The sequence below is a fragment of the Pseudomonas sp. SJZ078 genome, from assembly GCF_007828255.1.
In the GTDB taxonomy this organism is placed as follows: domain Bacteria; phylum Pseudomonadota; class Gammaproteobacteria; order Pseudomonadales; family Pseudomonadaceae; genus Aquipseudomonas.
In genome coordinates, this window is sequence record NZ_VIUG01000027.1 from 36,775 (window position 1) to 53,692 (window position 16,918).

Here is a 16,918-nt window from a genome sequence, read left to right on the forward strand (position 1 = left end):
AGCCTGATAGGACCGGACATGTCGCAAAAGTTCGCAGACCGGGAGTAGGTTCAGGCCGTTGCGCTTTGCAAAACCTGGGGATTGGGGTGAAAGAACACGTGTTCGCGGATCGGTCCTACCGCAATCTCGCCGATTTCCTCATACCCCTGGCGCTTATAGAACTCCAGGTAGCGTGGGTTACCGGTGTCCAGGACCACCCCCTGAGAATGTTCATCCACCGCACACCAGTTGTGCACTGCCTGGAGCAACTGTTCGCCGAAATGCTTGCCTTGAAACTGTGGATGCACCCCCAGCAGCGGCAGCACATGGACCGCATCCGACGGCAGGCAGGCCGTCACCGCCGCGTGGTATTCCAGGTAGCGCCGGGTGCAACGAAAACCGGTACTCAACACCATGCGCAGGCGCCAGGCCCAGCTTTCGGTGATGCCCAGCCGGCGTTGGGGTGGAGCGATCAGGGCGATGCCGATCAGCCGGTCGTTGACCAGCAGGCCGATGGCCGGCAACTCCTGGAGAAAATGCTGCTTGACCAACTCCCGTACCGTCGCCCTCACCCGCTGCTCATAACCCGGGCGCTCGGACTCGAACAAGTAGCTGAACGTCGGCTCATGGCGATAGGCCTGGTACAGCAATGAACGGGCTTCGCGGGAGTAGCCGCTGTCGAGCATGTGGATATCGGCGATGGCGGTAGCGGTTTCAGGCATGGTGGGAGATCTCCTGGGCGGGCTCGGGAGGCCCTGCTCTTATTGAGTACGAACCCGATAGGGCTGCGATCGTTCCTACATGCACAGGACATTAGCAGTGCATTTGTCCTACTGCCACGCTAGTGGCCTGTGTGGCTAATTCGCTTACTCAACTTCGGCGCCAGGACTTGCCAGCCTGCGTTGCCATTCCTCGCCGTAGCGGGGCTACGACTCGTCATGGCGCCTTGCCTGGCAAGCCCTGGCACTCGAATTTGAGTACTCGAATTAACCGTACAGGCCACTAGCTCCTCTCCGACATGTCAGCTAGCATCGCAGTTTTGCCAGGACAGCCGACCATGAAGATCGTCTCCTTCAACATCAACGGGCTGCGCGCCCGCCCCCATCAGCTGGCGGCGCTGATCGAGAAGCATCAGCCGGACGTGATCGGCCTGCAGGAAACCAAAGTCCACGACGAACAGTTCCCCCTGGCCGAAGTGCAAGCCCTGGGTTACCACGTGCATTACCACGGACAGAAAGGCCATTACGGCGTCGCCCTGCTCTCCCGCCAGGCGCCGCTGAGTTTGTACAAAGGCTTCGAGAGCGACGATGAAGACGCCCAGCGGCGCTTTATCTGGGGCACCTTCGCCGACGCCAATGGTGTGCCGGTGACCATCATGAACGGGTATTTCCCACAAGGCGAAAGCCGCGATCATCCAACCAAGTTCCCGGCCAAGGAACGTTTCTACAGCGATTTGCAGCACCTGCTGGAAAGCCGCTTCAGCAACGACCAGCCCGTGGTGGTAATGGGCGATGTGAACATTTCCCCGGAAGACTGCGACATCGGCATCGGCCCGGACAACATGAAGCGCTGGCTGAAAACCGGAAAATGCAGCTTCCTGCCGGAAGAACGCGAATGGATGGCCCGCCTGAAGAACTGGGGCCTGGTGGACAGCTTCCGCCACCTGAACCCGGACGTCACCGATCGCTTCAGCTGGTTCGACTACCGTAGCCGCGGCTTCGAGGACGAACCCAAGCGCGGCCTGCGCATCGACCTGATCCTGACCTCCCACGGCCTGCTGCCACAGGTCAAGGATGCCGGTGTGGATTATGAACTGCGGGGCATGGAGAAACCTTCGGACCATGCGCCGATCTGGCTGCAATTGAGCTGATCCCAAGACCTGCACCCCCCTGTGGGAGCGAGCCTGCTCGCGATGACGGTGGCACATTCAACATCAATGCAAGCTGACCCACCGCTATCGCGAGCAGGCTCGCTCCCACAGGGGTCGAGGGTGATTGTCATCTCACAGTCACCTGCCTGACTTAATCTTCCGGCATTTCTCTGGGTTCAGAAGGTGCCGAGATGCGGCTTCGGGTGGGTTGTTTCGTGGTGCTGTGGCTGCCGCTCACGGCCTGGGCCACCGATCTGCCGGTTCCCGAGCAGGGTCTTGCCTTGCGCATACAGGGTTCGAACACCATTGGCGCGACACTCGGTCCGGCCCTGGCCAAGGGGCTGATGGAAGATCAGGGCCTGCTCAAGGTCAGCACTGAAATCACCGGTCATGACAACGAGCAGCGCATCGTTGGCCAGACCGCCGGTGGCCGGCGGGTGGAGATCGACATCGCCGCCCATGGCTCCAGCACCGGATTCGCCGCCCTCAAGCAGGGCGGCGCCGACCTGGCCGCCTCTTCCCGGCCGATCAAGAACAACGAGCTGGAGGAACTGCTGCCCCTGGGTGATCTGAAAAGTCCTACGGCCGAGCAGGTCATCGCCATCGATGGCCTGGCGATTATCCTTCACCCAAGCAACCCGCTGCGTCAGTTGAACACTGTGCAACTGGCGAAGATCTTCAGCGGTGAAGCGAAGACCTGGGAGTCGGTGGGCAGCGTCGGCGGACCGATACGGCTCTACGCCCGGGATGACCAGTCCGGCACGTACGACACCTTCAAGGAACTGGTGCTCAACCGTCAGGGCAAACGGCTGGATCCTGCCGCCCTGCGCTTCGAATCCAGCGAACAGTTGTCCGACGCCGTCAGCCAGGATCCCCAAGGCATCGGTTTCATCGGTTTGCCCTACGTGCGCCAGGCCAAGGCGCTGGCGATTGCCGACGGCGACTCCCAACCGATGTTGCCGTTGAACAACCTGATTGCCACGGAGGACTATCCGTTGTCCCGGCGGTTGTTCTTCTACCTGCCGCCCCAGGCGGGCACTCCATGGGCCGAGGCGTTGGTGGCGTTCACCCAAAGCGACAAGGGCCAGGCCATCGTCGCGGCAAACGGGTTCATCGCCCAGACCGTGCGGGCCATGGCTGTCACGCCGAATGCGTTGATGCCGGAGGGCTACCAGTCCTTGAGCCGCCACGCCCAACGCCTGACCGTCAACTTCCGCTTCGCCGAAGGCAGCGCCAGCCTCGACAACAAGGCCCGCCAGGACCTGAGCCGCGTGCTCGACTACCTCCGGCAACACGGCAAAACCGAACGGCACGTCACGCTGGTGGGGTTCGGCGACGCCAAGGACGACCCGGCGCGAGCGGATTTGTTGTCCAAACTACGGGCCATGGCGGTGCGACGTGAGCTGGTCAGGAACGGCGTGACGCTGCGGGAAGTACGCGGGTTCGGCGCACTGATGCCGGTGGCGGCCAATAGCGAGGATGAAGGCCGGATCAGGAATCGGCGGGTGGAGGTTTGGGTGTACTGAAATCTCCTGGCTGGCACCAAACTCTTGTGGCGAGGGGATTTATCCCCGCTCGGCTGCGAAGCAGTCGTAAACCGGCTGACACGGTGCATCTGTTGCACCCCGGTGACTGGTTTTGGGGCTGCTGCGCAGCCCAGCGGGGATAAATCCCCTCGCCACAAAAGCCATGTGTTTACTTTGCTCATCGTGGTGTAGGTCGCAACTACATCGCCTTGCGCCATTGCCTACAACTACGCCAGAATCCGCCGGCTTGTGCGCTTTGGGCCCCTGGCTTTATCGTTTTCCGGTCGCTGACGAATCAGCGACCGGGTTTGGTAGCCCGGGTAAACTAAGGCGCACAGCTTCGGCAAATATCCGTTGACGATTTTCGTTGGCTGATTGTTATGGCGGCTGTGCGCGGGGCACCCTTGTGGTGCGCTGGGTTGCCTTGGTACCCGGTCTACCAACCTGCGTATAGCCGCCACCTAATGTTTGGTAGCAATAGGTTGCGGCTCCATTTACCAAGGAGTTTCAAGCATGTTCAAAGTACCCCCCAACCCACCAGACACCGATCCCAACGCATCGGAACTCGACAAAGCCGCCAAGCGCGCCCTCGATTTCTACCTCAAGCCCCACCCGACCGAAGCCAAGATCGATCCGGGTCCACTCTTCACCGTGGTCAACGGCGTCGACACCGAATGCCTGCTCGCCAACCTCAGCGAAACCCTCTCCTCGGCCAATGCCATGGTCAGCGATCTGGCGTTCGAGCTGGATGGCTCGCGGCGGCATGTGGCTCTGGGCATCCTGCAATTGATCGAGCTGGGTGGATTGCTGGCAAACCGGGCGCTGGATAACGTCGACCCACGCTAGCCGCTTCACCCAATGAAACTGGCCTCTGGAAAACACTTCCAGAGGCCACAGGGGGTATGCCTTAACCCACTGGGAGCGCCCCTACACAGGACTCAGTGCTGGGCCTGATGACTACCGTCCCGCCAACTCCATGATCATCCGCGACAGCAGATAGACCCGTGGCACGACGCTTTCCACTTCCGCGTATTCCTCGGGTGTATGGATGTTGCCGCCGACGATCCCGAAACCGTCCAGCGTCGGCGTGCCGACCTCGGCCGACAGGCTGGCATCCGCCGCTCCGCCGCTGCCCTCCTCGGTAAGCTTGCGCCCCAGCTCGCCATAGATCCCCTGGGCCATGGCCATCAGACGATCCGATTCCGCCGTCTGCGGCATTGGCGGCAGGCCGCGTTTCAGGCTGGTGGTGACTTCGGTGTCGGAGATCAGTTTGTCCTGGGACACACGGGCCAGGTCTTTTTCGATACGGTCGAATTCTTCCGGCACCGCGGCCCGCACGTCAGCCTTGGCGGTGGCCTTGTCGGGAATCACATTGGTCCGGTCGCCCGCGTTGAGCACCGTGAAGTTGATGGTGGTTTTCTTGTCCGCGTCGCCGAGCTTGCCGAGCTGAAGGATCTGGTGCGCCGCTTCCATCGCCGCATTGCGCCCCAGTTCTGGCGCCACACCGGCGTGGGACGCCTTGCCCTTGACCTCCACCAGCGCCGTGGCACTGCCCTTGCGCCACACCACCAGGCCATCGGCCGGGCGCCCCGGTTCCAGGTTGAGGGTCACGTCATGGGCCTTGGCGGTTTTCTTGATCAGGTCGGTGGCGACGTCCGAGCCGGTTTCTTCGCTGGCATCGAGCAGGAAGGTGATCTGTGCATAGTTCTTGAAGTCCAGGTTCTTGAGCACCTTCAACGCATAGATGCCGGCGACGATGCCGCCCTTGTCGTCCATCACGCCAGGCCCATAGGCGCGGCCGTCCTTGATGTGGAACGGACGCTCGGCAGCCGAGCCTTCCTTGAACACCGTGTCCATGTGGGCCATCAACAGAATCTTCGCTTTCCCAGTGCCCTTGAGGGTCGCCAGGATGTGCTGACTGCCATCGGAGTTCGGCACCTTTTCAATGCTGGCGCCCAGCTTCTTCAACTCATCGATGGCAATGTCGCCGACCTGGGTCAGCCCCGGCACATAGCCGGAGCCGGAGTCAATGTTCACCAGTTTTTCGAGCAGCTTCAGGGCCTCGCCCTTGTACTGTTCGGCGCCGGCGAGGACCTGTTGATCGGGTTGTGCAAAAGCGGCGGGAGCCAAGGCACCGAGGGCCAGGCTCAAGCCGAGACTCACGGCCAGACGGGAGCGCAGAGCGGTAATCATCATGATTTCATCCTTGTTCCGCGGAGAATGCCTTGGCACCCTACCCGACAATGAGGTAGCGCTCCAGTCTCTCCGTAGAGCGCTGTCCATGACCTGATTGGCGGCCCCCGCAACAGCCATGTTGCTAATAACGCAGCTAGGCAACAGAGCATCAGTAGTGTGGAAAAATACCTGACCTCACACACTATCAAGAATTTTCCGACGAGTTTTTCAGGTTGCCGATCAGAAGCCATATAAATAGCCTGCTTATCATGCAAGACAACACCCTTAGCCCCAATCATGCAAGACATGTTAGTTAACGGCGATCAACTGAATCTCATCTTGAATCGTTATCGCCAGAAAATCGAACATCCATAATTCTCACAACGACTATCCTTCGTCCCCAACGAATAATTCGACGTTTTACGTACCAGACTCATTGCCAAGGAGGCATCATGAAAAACACGCCCCCCCTCAAACAATCAATCTCCCCCCCATCATCATAAAATCTGACCCTCCATTGCCACGTCTGCCGTACGCGCCATTCCCACCCAGACAATATATTGCAAAGCCGCTCCCATGGAATGGAAAAATCGTTGAGTCCACAGAGTTAAAAACTCTCTTCAGCAAAAAAAACATCAAACATCCGGATCAGTCAATAACCATCATCATAGCTATCGCTACTCAACAGGACAGGATAGACAAAGCCTACAAGGCACATATCCCGTTCTTTAAGCCTGAGCTTGACGAAGAAATTTCAAAGAAATCAGAGCCGGGCAAACCAGGCATGCTGGAGCGATACAAGCACGAAAAATCTGTCGTCGACGAAGTTCTTCGATTTAAAAAAAACGAACTACAAAAAATTACTGCAACAGCAAGCCAATTTTATGGAAGAGACCCTCTCAACAACACCATTAAAAAAAATGCAGTTGAGTTTCTAAATATTTTTCATAAAAGCAGAGCCCCTTCACTGACCACCTACAACAAATGGCTCACATCCATCACCGCCGCCTATACAGCCAAAATGCTTGCGGTAAAAACAAAAATGCTGACGGAAAAATCCAGGCAACTTACTTCAACTATTGCAACCACAGAAGCCGATGAAAAAAAAAGACACATCGCTACCTGGACCAATCGATACAATCTGAAAAAAAACGCCATCGTCAGCCAATATCAGTTGGACAAGACCAGTTTGGAAAAAAGAATCCAGGCCGAACTGGATTCTGCCAGCAACGCCGAAGACTCGACAGCGGAGCTGTCACCAGAGCAAGGAATGAACAAAGCCATTCTCTTGATCAAACAACTGAGAGATACAAAACAAAAAGAGCTGCAGCAACATCTTTCACTTCTGGCGACCTATGCGGGCACAGATTTCATAGCCCGGGACAGCAAAGCCTTTCTTGAGCGCATACAAACTAATCATCTTGACACTGAAATATCTTTTGAAGAAGAATTCTCAGCCATTCATGCAACCTATCGCAGCGATATATTAAATGCCGAAATCAATAACCTTGAAGATCGACTTATTAAATTGATCCCTGCATATGAACAGCTCATTGAGGAACGGGCCAACTCAGGAATACTCCCCCTTGCGCCACCAGATGTCCTTCTGACTGAAAACATGAAGGAGGCAAAAAAACTGAGGGATGCCTCAAAACTTATCGTAGGAGGGGATGCTGTTCTTCTGGGAATTTTTTATACAAAAGTCAGAAACAAGGGCGAATGGGACTACAAGCAACGCGGAAGGGAATTTGAGGAATTCGGTAATTTCAATTACGGCGCCACCGGTACGGCAGCAGGGCTTCCAGAGCACGTTCTACTTAGGGCGGCAGGCGCGGCTCAATCCATTGCAGGAACATCAAAAGAGGAGTTTGGAAAGTGGTGGGCGGACTCGCCCTACGGCGATGACAGCATAGACCAGATATGGATAAGAGCAGGTATACGACATGCTAAAACCAAAGATTTCTAAGTGGATCAGCGTCACCCTATTAACAATATGCCTTATACAAACAATATACATCTACACGCTGTCGCGGCCTTCACCAGAACCGTCAGAGATAGTATCCATAATACCCATCGACTCTACAGGTGCAGTTTACGAAGTTCTATACAACTCAGGCGGGGCCACCGTCCCATTTAGCTATAGATATTTTGTCCTGGAAAAAATCACCGACCCCAATGAAGCGCTTAATCGAATAAAATCGTCCCATCCATTTCTTGTCACCAGAAGCTCTGGTGCAGTTCGAGGCACCTCACCTGGCAGGGTAAAACTTAGAACATTGGACACAATCTACGATTACAGAAACACCGCGTACTATAGAACCAATGGGGAACTGAAACGAGTCAAGTTGGACCTGACTTCAGATATGCCTTGATCATTGCTGCGACGGTGCCCGGTCACACAGATAAAGAAACACTATGTTTGATGCTGCTCACGTCCAGCTCAGCAAGCATCAGGCACCGTATCGCTGAATGGAAATAACACACATAAAAAGAACGCGCCGTCAATAACCTCACGCTTTCACAGCACCCTTCAACGCACAAGCTACGCTGTCGTCGCGATGTCCCCACGTTTGAGCTTCACTTATCACTACGCCCTGTCGCCCAAGGCTGACCGATCAAATTTTGTCGTGACTCATGGAGGTAAAAAATGCTGGTGCTGTGGGTAATACTCGCCGTGTTTGTCGTCTGGAGCTGGCTGACCTATCCGGCCATCGGCCAGGTGCTGTTCGACCTGAGCATGGCGGTGGAAACCCGTCTTTCCCGGTTGCACAAGATCACTGTGCCCATCAGCGAAATGACGGTGTCGACCCTGCAAGGCGGACCTTATGAAGCCTCTGGCTGCATCCTGATGCTGCATGGCTACAGTGCCGATAAAAACCTCTGGCTGCGGTTCGCCCGGCCCTTCGTCCGTGACTACCGGGTGCTGATTCCCGACCTGCCCGGCCATGGTGAAACCGGCTTCAAGGCCGGTGGCGGCTATGACATTCCGACCCAGGCCCGGCGGATAATCGAGTTGCTCGACGCCTGCGGCCTGGACAAGGTCCATGTGATCGGCAACTCCATGGGCGGTTACCTGGCCGCCTGGCTGGCAGCCACTTCGCCGGAGCGGGTGCTGACCCTGACACTGCTCAATCCGGCCGGCGTGACGTCGCCCCAGCCCAGCGACATGGACCGCCAGGTGGCCGCCGGGCGGAACCCCTCCCTCATGCGTTCGCGTAACGATTTCCCACCCTTCTATGCAATGACCATGGACTCACCGCCCTGGGTGCCCAAGGTGGTGTTGGCGGCGGTGGCCGATAAGTACGTCAAGTGCCGGGAAGAACTGGCGGAGATCTACACGGATTTCAACGCCAGCCCGCCGATGGAGCCGCGCCTGTCCGACATCCGCGCGCCGTCGCTGCTGCTCTGGGGCCGCCAGGACCGGATGATCGACGTCAGCTGCGTGCCGGTGTGGAGCAAGGGCATCGCCGATCTGCGGGTGGAGATCTGGGATGGGCTGGGTCACTTGCCGCCGCTTGAAAAACCGGAACGGACGGCGGCGCTGTATCGAGGGTTCCTCAAGGGGTTGGGACAGTGAACGAGCGGTGGGATCAGTCCCTGGCAGAATGAAGTCCTGAAGATTCTTCGTTTGCGAGGGCTGGAGAAGGCTGCGATCTTTCGTTCCACTTTCATTCCCAATTCCCACAGTCCGAACCAGGAATTCTCACCATGAGCTTCGTCAGTCCCGACCTGATCCGCCAATGCTTCTCCAGGGCGATGTCCGACATGTACCGCGACGAAGTGCCCCTGTACGGCACGCTGATGAAGCTGGTGGAACAGACCAATGCCCAGGTGCTGGGCAACGATCGGCAACTGGCCGAACACCTGGACAGCACCGGCGAGCGTGAGCGCCTGGACCTCGAACGCCACGGCGCGATCCGCGTCGGCACCGCCGCGGAGCTGGCGACCCTGAGCCGGCTGTTCGCGGTCATGGGCATGCAGCCGGTGGGCTATTACGACCTCACGCCCGCCGGGGTACCGGTGCACTCCACAGCCTTTCGCGCCGTGCACGAAAGCGCCTTGCAGGTCAGTCCGTTCCGGGTGTTTACCTCCTTACTACGCCTGGAACTGATCGACAACGCCGAGCTCCGGGCATTTGCCGAATCGGTGCTGGCTAAACGGCAGATCTTCACGCCGAAGGCGCTTGAGCTCATCGACCTCGCTGAACGCCAGGGGGGCCTGACACAAGCCCAGGCCGACGACTTCGTCCTACAGGCCCTGGAAACGTTTCGCTGGCACCACAGCGCCACCGTCACCGCCGAACAGTACCGACAACTCAGTGCCCAGCACCGTCTGATTGCTGACGTGGTCGCCTTCAAGGGCCCGCACATCAATCACCTGACACCGCGCACCCTGGACATCGACATTGTCCAGGCGCAGATGCCCGTGCATGGCATCACCCCCAAGGCGGTGATCGAAGGCCCGCCCCGCCGCCAGTGCCCGATCCTGTTGCGCCAGACCAGTTTCAAGGCACTCGACGAGCCTGTCGCGTTCATCGACCAGCCCCACACCCAAGGCAGTCACAGCGCGCGCTTCGGTGAAATCGAACAACGGGGCGCCGCCCTCACGCCCAAGGGCCGTGCGCTCTACGATCAGTTGCTCAACGCGGCGCGGGATGCCTTGGGGGAATTTCCCAACGAGGCCAATGCCGCGCGTTACAACACCTTGATGACCGAACACTTTGCGCCGTTCCCGGACAGCCACGATGAGTTGCGCCGGCAGGCACTGGCGTACTTCCGTTATTTCGTGACGCAAAAGGGCCTGGCCGCCAAAGGCACTCTCGAGCCATCGACGGCGCTGGAGCAGCTGGTTGAACAGCAATACCTGCGCGCCGAACCGCTGGTGTATGAAGATTTCCTGCCAGTCAGCGCCGCCGGTATCTTCCAGTCGAACCTCGGTGATGACGCCCAGAGCCGTTACGCCGGGCAGTCCAATCGCCAGGCCTTCGAAGCGGCGTTGGGACGAACGACGATCGATGAGCTGGGGTTGTACGCCGAGACGCAGCAGCGCTCCATTGAGGAGTGCAGGGTGGCGTTGGGTTTGTAAGGACAAGCTGAGAAACACCGTTCACTTAAGGTCTGGAATGATTTTGTGGCGAGGGGATTTATCCCCTCGCCACAGGGTGGTGCTGGATGGGATTTAGGGGTTCACGCTGAAATAACCGTAGCGAGGGTCAGGCAAAAAGCTGCGCACCTGCTTTCGTCATGAGGCTCATCAATCTGATCGTTCTGCCTGTACTCAGGGGTTCAAAACCGTTGCGCAAGAAACTGCGCGACACTGTGCAGGCCGTTGCGCAGTTCGCGTCAAAATGGTCGGAAACACACTCGACAGTTGCTCAAAAAAATAAATAACCACTTGAAATAAAACAACTTTTAAGAAAATGGCATAGCTCTTGATAACCCTTCCGGCACCTCGGGACGATTCCTTCCCAGGTCCTTTAGTTATCCAGCAAGGAGAGCATCCATTGGCTACCCCCGCGTACATGTCCATCGAAGGCACCAAACAAGGTCTGATCACGGCCGGCGCGTTTACCGCCGACTCGGTGGGCAACACCTATCAGGAAGGTCATGAAGACCAGGTCATGGTCCAGGGCTTCCAGCATCAGGTCATCATTCCGCGCGATCCGCAGTCCGGCCAGCCAACCGGCCAGCGCGTGCATAAACCCTTGGTCATCACCAAGGTCTTCGACAAGGCTTCGCCGCTGCTGCTGGCGGCCCTGACCTGCGGTGAACGCCTGACCAAGGTTGAAATCCAGTGGTACCGCACTTCTGCCGCCGGCACTCAGGAGCATTACTACACCACCACCTTGGAAGACGCGATCATCGTCGATATCAAGGACTACATGCTCAACTGCCAAGACCCGGCGAACTCGCACTTCACCCATCTGGAAGATGTGCATTTCACCTATCGCAAGATTACCTGGACTCACGAAGTGAGCGGAACGTCGGGCTCCGATGATTGGCGCTCGCCGGTTGCCGGTTAATACAGGGACAACCGTTCAAGCATCGGCCGGCGCTGCTGGTCGATGCAGATGAATAAGGGGAAATGTTTCAGACGGTGTTCGCCCAGTGCGACGGCCTCGGCATTCCATGCACTGGTAAAGAGCCAGACACTGGGCGAACGGGCTCAATAATAGTGGAACTTTCGAGCCATGTCCGCCTCACCGCTATAAATAATTATTCACTTCCAGCTTATTTAACTTTGGTCGGCGGCGTTCACCCATTCGCTCAATTAATCGTTTGATTGAGTACAAAACCTGGATCCGATAATAGTTGGCCAACGTGTTACACAAACGCAACACCTCAGTACAGCAATTCCATTTAACAAAAGCATGTAATGCGTCACAAAACCTGACAGTCGTTATACATCGTCCTTTCCATGGGATCGATATGACGAAGTTGCGTCATGGCGTCCGGTTTTTTTGTGCATCGGTCTCTCCCGCTCCGGGGTTACCCTCCTGCTGCTTGCGCTTGGCCGGATCATTCGGGCGCAGGGCATCGTTGTCGCGCTCCACTTCACCGGGCAACGCCGGTTCGTCGGGGTTTTGGGTGGCGTGTTCGGGGTTGTCCTTCATGGCTACTCCTGGCGTGTTCAGGCTTGCGCATCAAGCATCGGGGTCGGCGACTTCCTCGGCGACGTTGGCATCCGGGGAACGCTGGTGGAGCTGTTCGGCCCGGGCCTTGAGCTCCTGCCACTGCGCCAGGTCGATAGCCCCTTGGCCGAACAGGTCATTGGCCAGCTGCATCAACTCGGTGAAATGAGCATCGGGCGACTGCTGCCAGTAGGCCTTGTCGTCGAACAGTCGCTGCCAATCGGCCAGCGACGGGGGTTTGAGGTCATCGCTCATGACGGGGCTCCTATCAGGCCTTGTCCGGGCATTCATAACGTATGAGGGAGCCGCTCCCCGGGAGTTCCGATGAGTCTCAATAACCGGTCATTTCCAGATAGCCACTGCCGCCATGACTGCCGCTCACTTGTACCGGGCCTTCCCAATAGGGGATGCGCAGGGCCATCCAGGCGTTGGGGTTCAAGGCGCGGGTGCTGATCTCGACTTGCTTGCCGGGGATCTTGATGGACCAGCGCACCGGCATCGAGCGTCCGGCAACCTGGGCCATTTGCGCAGGCACCAGCTCGATGTCCGCGGCATGCAGGGGCTGCGCCTGGCCACGGGCATCGATCCAGGTGCCGGTGAGATACGGCGCTCCGTCCTTGTGGCGCATGCGGTAGAGCATCACCTGCTCGCCACTGTCCAGGTGCAGGGAGAACCAGTCCCATCCGGTCTGGTTGGCGGTCAGCGGCTGGCTGCTCCATTCGCGATCGAGCCAGGCCGGGCCACTGACCGTATAACGCTGACCGTCGATTTCCAGCTGACCACTGGCCTGGAAGAACGGCTGGCTGTAGTAGTAAGACGCCTGTCCCTGTTCGGATTTCTGACTGAAGCCCTTGTCGCCCTGCAACACCAGCGGACGAGTCGACGTGAGTCGCAGCTCATAGCGAAAGTGTGGGTCGCGGGCCTTCAATAGCATATCGGTCAAGGGGTCGGTGCCGCTCGCTTGGGTCGTGAATTGCCAATCGTCGATCCAGGCCTCGAAGGGCACCGTCTGCACCCCGGCCTGCCCCACCCCGCCCCGTGCGTAGCGCTCGGCGGCATGATGGACCGTCGCAGAAGTGACGGCGGCGTGGCCGAGCCAGATCGTTTGGTTGCGCCAGCCATCCGCTTGGGGGCCGGCGCTCAAGGCGCTGCGAAACAGTGTCCATTGCACACCGAATTCACGTCCCTCGGCATCCTTGAGATTGGCGGTGACGTACCACCACTCGATGCGATAGCCCTGGTGAACGCCGTGATCCGCCGGAAAGTCGAACACCCGCCCTGACACTACCGGGGTGAAGGCGACGGCTTCGCCACCCAGGCCGGCAAAGCCTTTCTGGGTTTCAGGCGGGCGGTCACAACCGCAAAGCAGCGCCAACAGCAGCAGGCCGATCCTGACTTTCATGAACGGTCCTCCTGGGAAAAGCGCCTGAGCAGGTCCGCAGGCTGGGTACGGTACAAGGCGTACAACGGCCAAGCGGACGCAAGCAATGTAGCGAACATCGCCAACGCCAGCAGTTGCGCCAATTGCAGCGGGAACACCCGCAACGGCAAGCGCCAACCGAACGCCTGCACATTGATCACCGCATCCAGGCACCAGGCCAGGGCGATGCCCAGCGGCACGGCGAGCACCAGGGTCAGCAACGACAGCAGCCAGGTCTGGCCGAGGTTGAGCAGCATCAGTTGCCGGCGCGTCACGCCCAGCGCCCATAGCGGCGCCAGCTGGCCGAGACGACTCTGGCTCTGGGTCAGCAGGCTGATGAACAGCGCCACTCCGGCCACGGCCAGCGTCAGACCGTTCAGCGCGGCGGTGGCAGCAAAGGTGCGTTCGAACACCTGGGTCGACCAGCCCTTGAGCCGGGCTTGATCGACGATCCGGCTGTCATCCAGGTCGAATCGACTTTGCAATGCCGCCAGCAGTGTCGGCATGGCGGAAGGCTCGATCCGCAGATTGAAGCGATACGGTGTCAGTTCCGGCCATTGGGCAAGCAGATGGTCGGCGTTGACCAGCACATGGCCCTTGGGATTGCCGTAATCGGCGTAGATGCCGACGATACGCGGCGTCCATGGCCCCTGCGGGGTTGGCAACGTCAGTTGATCGCCAACCCGGACCTTGAGGCGCCGGGCCAGCTGTTCGCTGAGCATCAGCGTGTCGGCGGCCGCCAGTTGCTCCCAGGGTGTATCGGCAGATTCCAACAGCGGCCAATGCTGGCGATAGAGGGGGTGATCGATGACGCCGAAGACGTCCGTCGGCCAGCCTTGTAACGGCACCGAAACCTGCCAGTTGGGCAGTATGGCGGTCACGGTTGGTTGCTGCTTGAGCCAGGCGTGCAGCTCGCCGGCCTGGGCCGGGGTCTGCGGGCTGACGTAGAGTTCTGCGGTCAGACGCTGTTCGAGCCAGTGGGTGAAGGTCTGGCGGAAACCGGCGGTCATGCTGCCGGCGCCGATATTCGCCGCCAACGCCAGCAGCAAGGCCATCAACGCCAGGCTCAACGTCGGCAGTTGCTGTCGACAGTCGGCGAGGAACCATTGTCCGAGCACTGAACGGCTGCGACGCAGCAACAGGTTCAACACACGGTTGAGCAACACCGGCAAGGCCAGGGCCGCGCCCAGCAGCAAGGCGGTCATCAAGACAAAACCACTGGCCAGGCTGTCGCCTCGGAGCAACGCAAACACGGCAATCAGCGCCGCCAATGTCGCCACCCAACCCTGACGACGCAGCCAACGTGCATGGGCCTGATGCCAGGCCTGGGGATTGGCCAGCGCCAGCAACGGCAAGCGCGCCGCCCGCAGCAAACTGTCGGCGCCGGCCAGCAGCGCACCGAGCAGGCTCAGGCCAACACCGCTCAGCCACCACCACGGGCTGAGATTCAACTGCCCAGGTACCTCGGCGCCGTATAACCCTCGCAGGCTCGCCGCGACATCCGGCAACAGCAGGCCCGCCAGCCAGTAGCCGCTCAGCACCCCGGCAACGCCGCCCGACACAGCCAGTACCCCCAGCTCGACCGACAGGCTGGTGACCAGCATCCGCGCACTGACGCCGCAGGCCCGCAGGGTTCGCAGCAGGTGGCGGCGCTGCTCCAGGGCCAGGCCGATTGCCGCGTGAACGATGAACAACCCCACCACAAACGACAGGAAGCCCAGGGCATCGAGGTTCAGGTGAAAGCTTTCGGTCAGGCGCGATAGATTATTTTCTTCATCGGCGCGCTTGAACTGCAACCGACCGTTGAACGCCTCCGGCAACCCCGCGGTGAACGTGGCGGGCAGCAGCAATCGCGACAACCGCTCCGGCTGCCCGAGCACTTGCTGGGCGAAGCCGATGTCCATCAGCAGCATGCCCGGTGCCATGTCCGCCTGGGTGTGCAGGGGCGGCAAGATATGTCCATCGACGGTCAGGGGCCGGTCGCCCTCGCCCAGCCCCAAGGCTTGCAGGGTTTGCGGGGCCACCCAGGTGCGGCCGGGCTCGCTGAAAAACGCCACCACCTCGCTCATCTCCCGCGCCTGCCCCGCCAGCGCCGCACCGGCGGGCAGCGACACCGGTTCGATGCCCATCAGTTGCAGGCGCTGATCCTCATGCCCCTTGAGCGTCACCCTGGCCTGCAACACCGGCGACACCGGCCAACCCTGGCGACGCAAATCGACAAACCATTGCTGAGGGAAGGTACCGCCGCCGGGGGCATTGAGGCTGGCCTGGGGTTCGCCGCCAATGAGCCGGCTGGCCCGGGCGTAGCTGTCCCGGGCCTGACTGTTCAAGGCCTGCACACCGCTCAGCAGGCTAGTGGCGAGCCAGAGCCCGGTCAACACACTGAAAAACTGCACCGGGTGCAGACGCCAATGGCTGAGCAAGGCCTTGAGGGTCTGGCGAAAGATCATCAGCCCTGACCCACCTGCGCCAGCCGCCCACCGTGCAACACCACGCGTTCAGCCAGACGGGCCGCCACCCGTGGGCTATGGGTAACCATCAGCAGGCTGGTGGAGCTGCCGTCCAACAGCTCCAGCAACAGGTGCAGCACTTCATCGCTGGTGGCTTCATCGAGGCTGCCGGTGGGTTCGTCGGCCAGTAGCAGAGGCGGACGCGAAGCCAGCGCCCGGCCCAGGGCGACCCGTTGCTGTTGGCCGCCGGAAAGCTGTTCGGGATAACGTCGCAGCAGCTCCCCAAGACCGAGTCGCTGTATCAGATGGGTCTGCCAGGCAGGGTCATGGCGACCACACAATCGCGCCTGGAACGCCAGGTTGTCCGCCACCGACAAGCTGCTGATGAGATTGAACTGCTGGAACACCAGGCCGATTTCCGTTCGCCGCCAACTCGCCAACTGGCTTTCGCTCATGCCGTCGAGCCGGTACTCGCCACTGCGGATGCTGCCACGATCGACCTTGTCCAACCCGGCGACCAAGTGCAGCAAGGTACTTTTGCCACTGCCGGACTCTCCCATCAGCGCCAGGCTGCTGCCCGGCGCCAATGTCAGGTCGACGCCTTGCAGCACCGGCAACGGACCTTGAGGGGTGACGTAGCTTTTGAACACATCGCGGACTTCAAGCATTGAAAGGCTCAATGGATAAACGTCGGGTCAGGATAGCGGAGTCAGATGAAGGAGCGCTCCCGGGACTTTACGTGGGATCGGATCGTACCGTTGGTCATCTGCTGTTTTTTTGAGATCCTATACTCTTGCGTGTTGTCAGTTTCCGGCTATGAATCAATGAATAGCAAATGCCGTTTGTATGCTGTCGGCGCAATCGTCA

14 protein-coding genes are annotated in these 16,918 nt (G+C 59.3%); 7 read left to right on the plus strand and 7 right to left on the minus strand.

All coding sequences use genetic code 11. The features are described 5' to 3' along the window. Positions 1-50: 50 nt before the first annotated feature. Complete coding sequence (locus tag FBY02_RS21035; protein WP_047700645.1) at positions 51-701, minus strand: N-acetyltransferase; 651 nt, start codon at positions 699-701, stop codon at positions 51-53. Positions 702-1,036: 335 nt separating this feature from the next. On the opposite strand from FBY02_RS21035, the gene xthA reads away from it, so the two are divergent. The 3 genes from xthA to FBY02_RS21055 all read left to right on the plus strand — a co-directional run bounded on the left by xthA (position 1,037) and on the right by FBY02_RS21055 (position 4,221). After that, the gene (xthA, locus tag FBY02_RS21040; RefSeq protein WP_144930094.1) at positions 1,037-1,849 is read left to right on the plus strand and encodes an exodeoxyribonuclease III; all 813 of its coding nucleotides are present in this window, start codon (positions 1,037-1,039) and stop codon (positions 1,847-1,849) included. Positions 1,850-2,040: 191 nt separating this feature from the next. Next, positions 2,041-3,375, plus strand: coding sequence for a substrate-binding domain-containing protein (locus tag FBY02_RS21050; RefSeq protein ID WP_144930096.1), 1,335 nt, complete (start codon positions 2,041-2,043; stop codon positions 3,373-3,375). A 513-nt stretch (positions 3,376-3,888) separates the two neighbouring features. Continuing rightward, the gene (locus tag FBY02_RS21055) at positions 3,889-4,221 is read left to right on the plus strand and encodes a DUF6124 family protein (RefSeq protein ID WP_144930097.1); all 333 of its coding nucleotides are present in this window, start codon (positions 3,889-3,891) and stop codon (positions 4,219-4,221) included. Positions 4,222-4,332: 111 nt separating this feature from the next. Here FBY02_RS21055 and FBY02_RS21060 read toward each other — a convergent pair whose 3' ends face one another. Continuing rightward, entirely contained in the window at positions 4,333-5,571 is a 1,239-nt protein-coding gene (locus FBY02_RS21060) for a M20/M25/M40 family metallo-hydrolase (protein ID WP_144930098.1), read from the minus strand. A gap of 496 nt (positions 5,572-6,067) precedes the next feature. Here FBY02_RS21060 and FBY02_RS28470 point away from each other — a divergent pair, with 496 nt between their 5' ends. The 4 genes from FBY02_RS28470 to FBY02_RS21080 all read left to right on the plus strand — a co-directional run bounded on the left by FBY02_RS28470 (position 6,068) and on the right by FBY02_RS21080 (position 11,572). Next, positions 6,068-7,516: a polymorphic toxin type 44 domain-containing protein gene (locus tag FBY02_RS28470; protein ID WP_256662547.1), complete on the plus strand. Its 1,449-nt coding sequence runs from the start codon at positions 6,068-6,070 to the stop codon at positions 7,514-7,516. 681 nt (positions 7,517-8,197) lie between these two features. Next, complete coding sequence (locus tag FBY02_RS21070) at positions 8,198-9,127, plus strand: alpha/beta fold hydrolase (protein ID WP_144930099.1); 930 nt, start codon at positions 8,198-8,200, stop codon at positions 9,125-9,127. Positions 9,128-9,258: 131 nt separating this feature from the next. Continuing rightward, positions 9,259-10,635, plus strand: a complete 1,377-nt coding sequence (locus FBY02_RS21075) for a VOC family protein (RefSeq protein ID WP_144930100.1) — start codon at positions 9,259-9,261, stop codon at positions 10,633-10,635. Positions 10,636-11,053: 418 nt separating this feature from the next. After that, on the plus strand, positions 11,054-11,572 hold the full coding sequence (locus tag FBY02_RS21080) for an Hcp family type VI secretion system effector (protein ID WP_144930101.1): 519 nt from the start codon (positions 11,054-11,056) through the stop codon (positions 11,570-11,572). Between the two features lie 420 nt (positions 11,573-11,992). Here the strand turns inward: FBY02_RS21080 and FBY02_RS28165 are convergent, their stop codons facing one another. From FBY02_RS28165 to FBY02_RS21100, 5 genes are all read right to left on the minus strand, one after another. After that, positions 11,993-12,163: a hypothetical protein gene (locus FBY02_RS28165; protein WP_178111995.1), complete on the minus strand. Its 171-nt coding sequence runs from the start codon at positions 12,161-12,163 to the stop codon at positions 11,993-11,995. 30 nt (positions 12,164-12,193) lie between these two features. Continuing rightward, the gene (locus FBY02_RS21085; RefSeq protein ID WP_047700636.1) at positions 12,194-12,436 is read right to left on the minus strand and encodes a hypothetical protein; all 243 of its coding nucleotides are present in this window, start codon (positions 12,434-12,436) and stop codon (positions 12,194-12,196) included. Between the two features lie 76 nt (positions 12,437-12,512). Then, positions 12,513-13,583 carry a lipocalin-like domain-containing protein gene (locus tag FBY02_RS21090; protein WP_144930102.1) on the minus strand — a complete coding sequence of 357 codons (1,071 nt, stop codon included), beginning with the start codon at positions 13,581-13,583 and terminating at the stop codon, positions 12,513-12,515. Further along, positions 13,580-16,054 carry an FtsX-like permease family protein gene (locus FBY02_RS21095; protein ID WP_144930103.1) on the minus strand — a complete coding sequence of 825 codons (2,475 nt, stop codon included), beginning with the start codon at positions 16,052-16,054 and terminating at the stop codon, positions 13,580-13,582. The genes FBY02_RS21090 and FBY02_RS21095 overlap by 4 nt, the downstream gene beginning before the upstream one ends. Beyond that, positions 16,051-16,719 carry an ABC transporter ATP-binding protein gene (locus FBY02_RS21100; RefSeq protein ID WP_144930104.1) on the minus strand — a complete coding sequence of 223 codons (669 nt, stop codon included), beginning with the start codon at positions 16,717-16,719 and terminating at the stop codon, positions 16,051-16,053. Before FBY02_RS21100 ends, FBY02_RS21095 begins: the two co-directional genes overlap by 4 nt. Positions 16,720-16,918: the final 199 nt, after the last annotated feature.

What these genes read in the sequence shown, in the direction of transcription:
- FBY02_RS21085 (WP_047700636.1), bottom strand. Translation starts at nt 12,436, where the DNA reads ATGAGCGATGACCTCAAACCCCCGTCGCTGGCCGATTGGCAGCGACTG.
- FBY02_RS21055 (WP_144930097.1), top strand. Translation starts at nt 3,889, where the DNA reads ATGTTCAAAGTACCCCCCAACCCACCAGACACCGATCCCAACGCATCG.
- FBY02_RS21100 (WP_144930104.1), bottom strand. Translation starts at nt 16,719, where the DNA reads ATGCTTGAAGTCCGCGATGTGTTCAAAAGCTACGTCACCCCTCAAGGT.
- FBY02_RS21035 (WP_047700645.1), bottom strand. Translation starts at nt 701, where the DNA reads ATGCCTGAAACCGCTACCGCCATCGCCGATATCCACATGCTCGACAGC.
- FBY02_RS28165 (WP_178111995.1), bottom strand. Translation starts at nt 12,163, where the DNA reads ATGAAGGACAACCCCGAACACGCCACCCAAAACCCCGACGAACCGGCG.
- FBY02_RS21070 (WP_144930099.1), top strand. Translation starts at nt 8,198, where the DNA reads ATGCTGGTGCTGTGGGTAATACTCGCCGTGTTTGTCGTCTGGAGCTGG.
- FBY02_RS21050 (WP_144930096.1), top strand. Translation starts at nt 2,041, where the DNA reads ATGCGGCTTCGGGTGGGTTGTTTCGTGGTGCTGTGGCTGCCGCTCACG.
- FBY02_RS21060 (WP_144930098.1), bottom strand. Translation starts at nt 5,571, where the DNA reads ATGATGATTACCGCTCTGCGCTCCCGTCTGGCCGTGAGTCTCGGCTTG.
- xthA (WP_144930094.1), top strand. Translation starts at nt 1,037, where the DNA reads ATGAAGATCGTCTCCTTCAACATCAACGGGCTGCGCGCCCGCCCCCAT.
- FBY02_RS21090 (WP_144930102.1), bottom strand. Translation starts at nt 13,583, where the DNA reads ATGAAAGTCAGGATCGGCCTGCTGCTGTTGGCGCTGCTTTGCGGTTGT.
- FBY02_RS21075 (WP_144930100.1), top strand. Translation starts at nt 9,259, where the DNA reads ATGAGCTTCGTCAGTCCCGACCTGATCCGCCAATGCTTCTCCAGGGCG.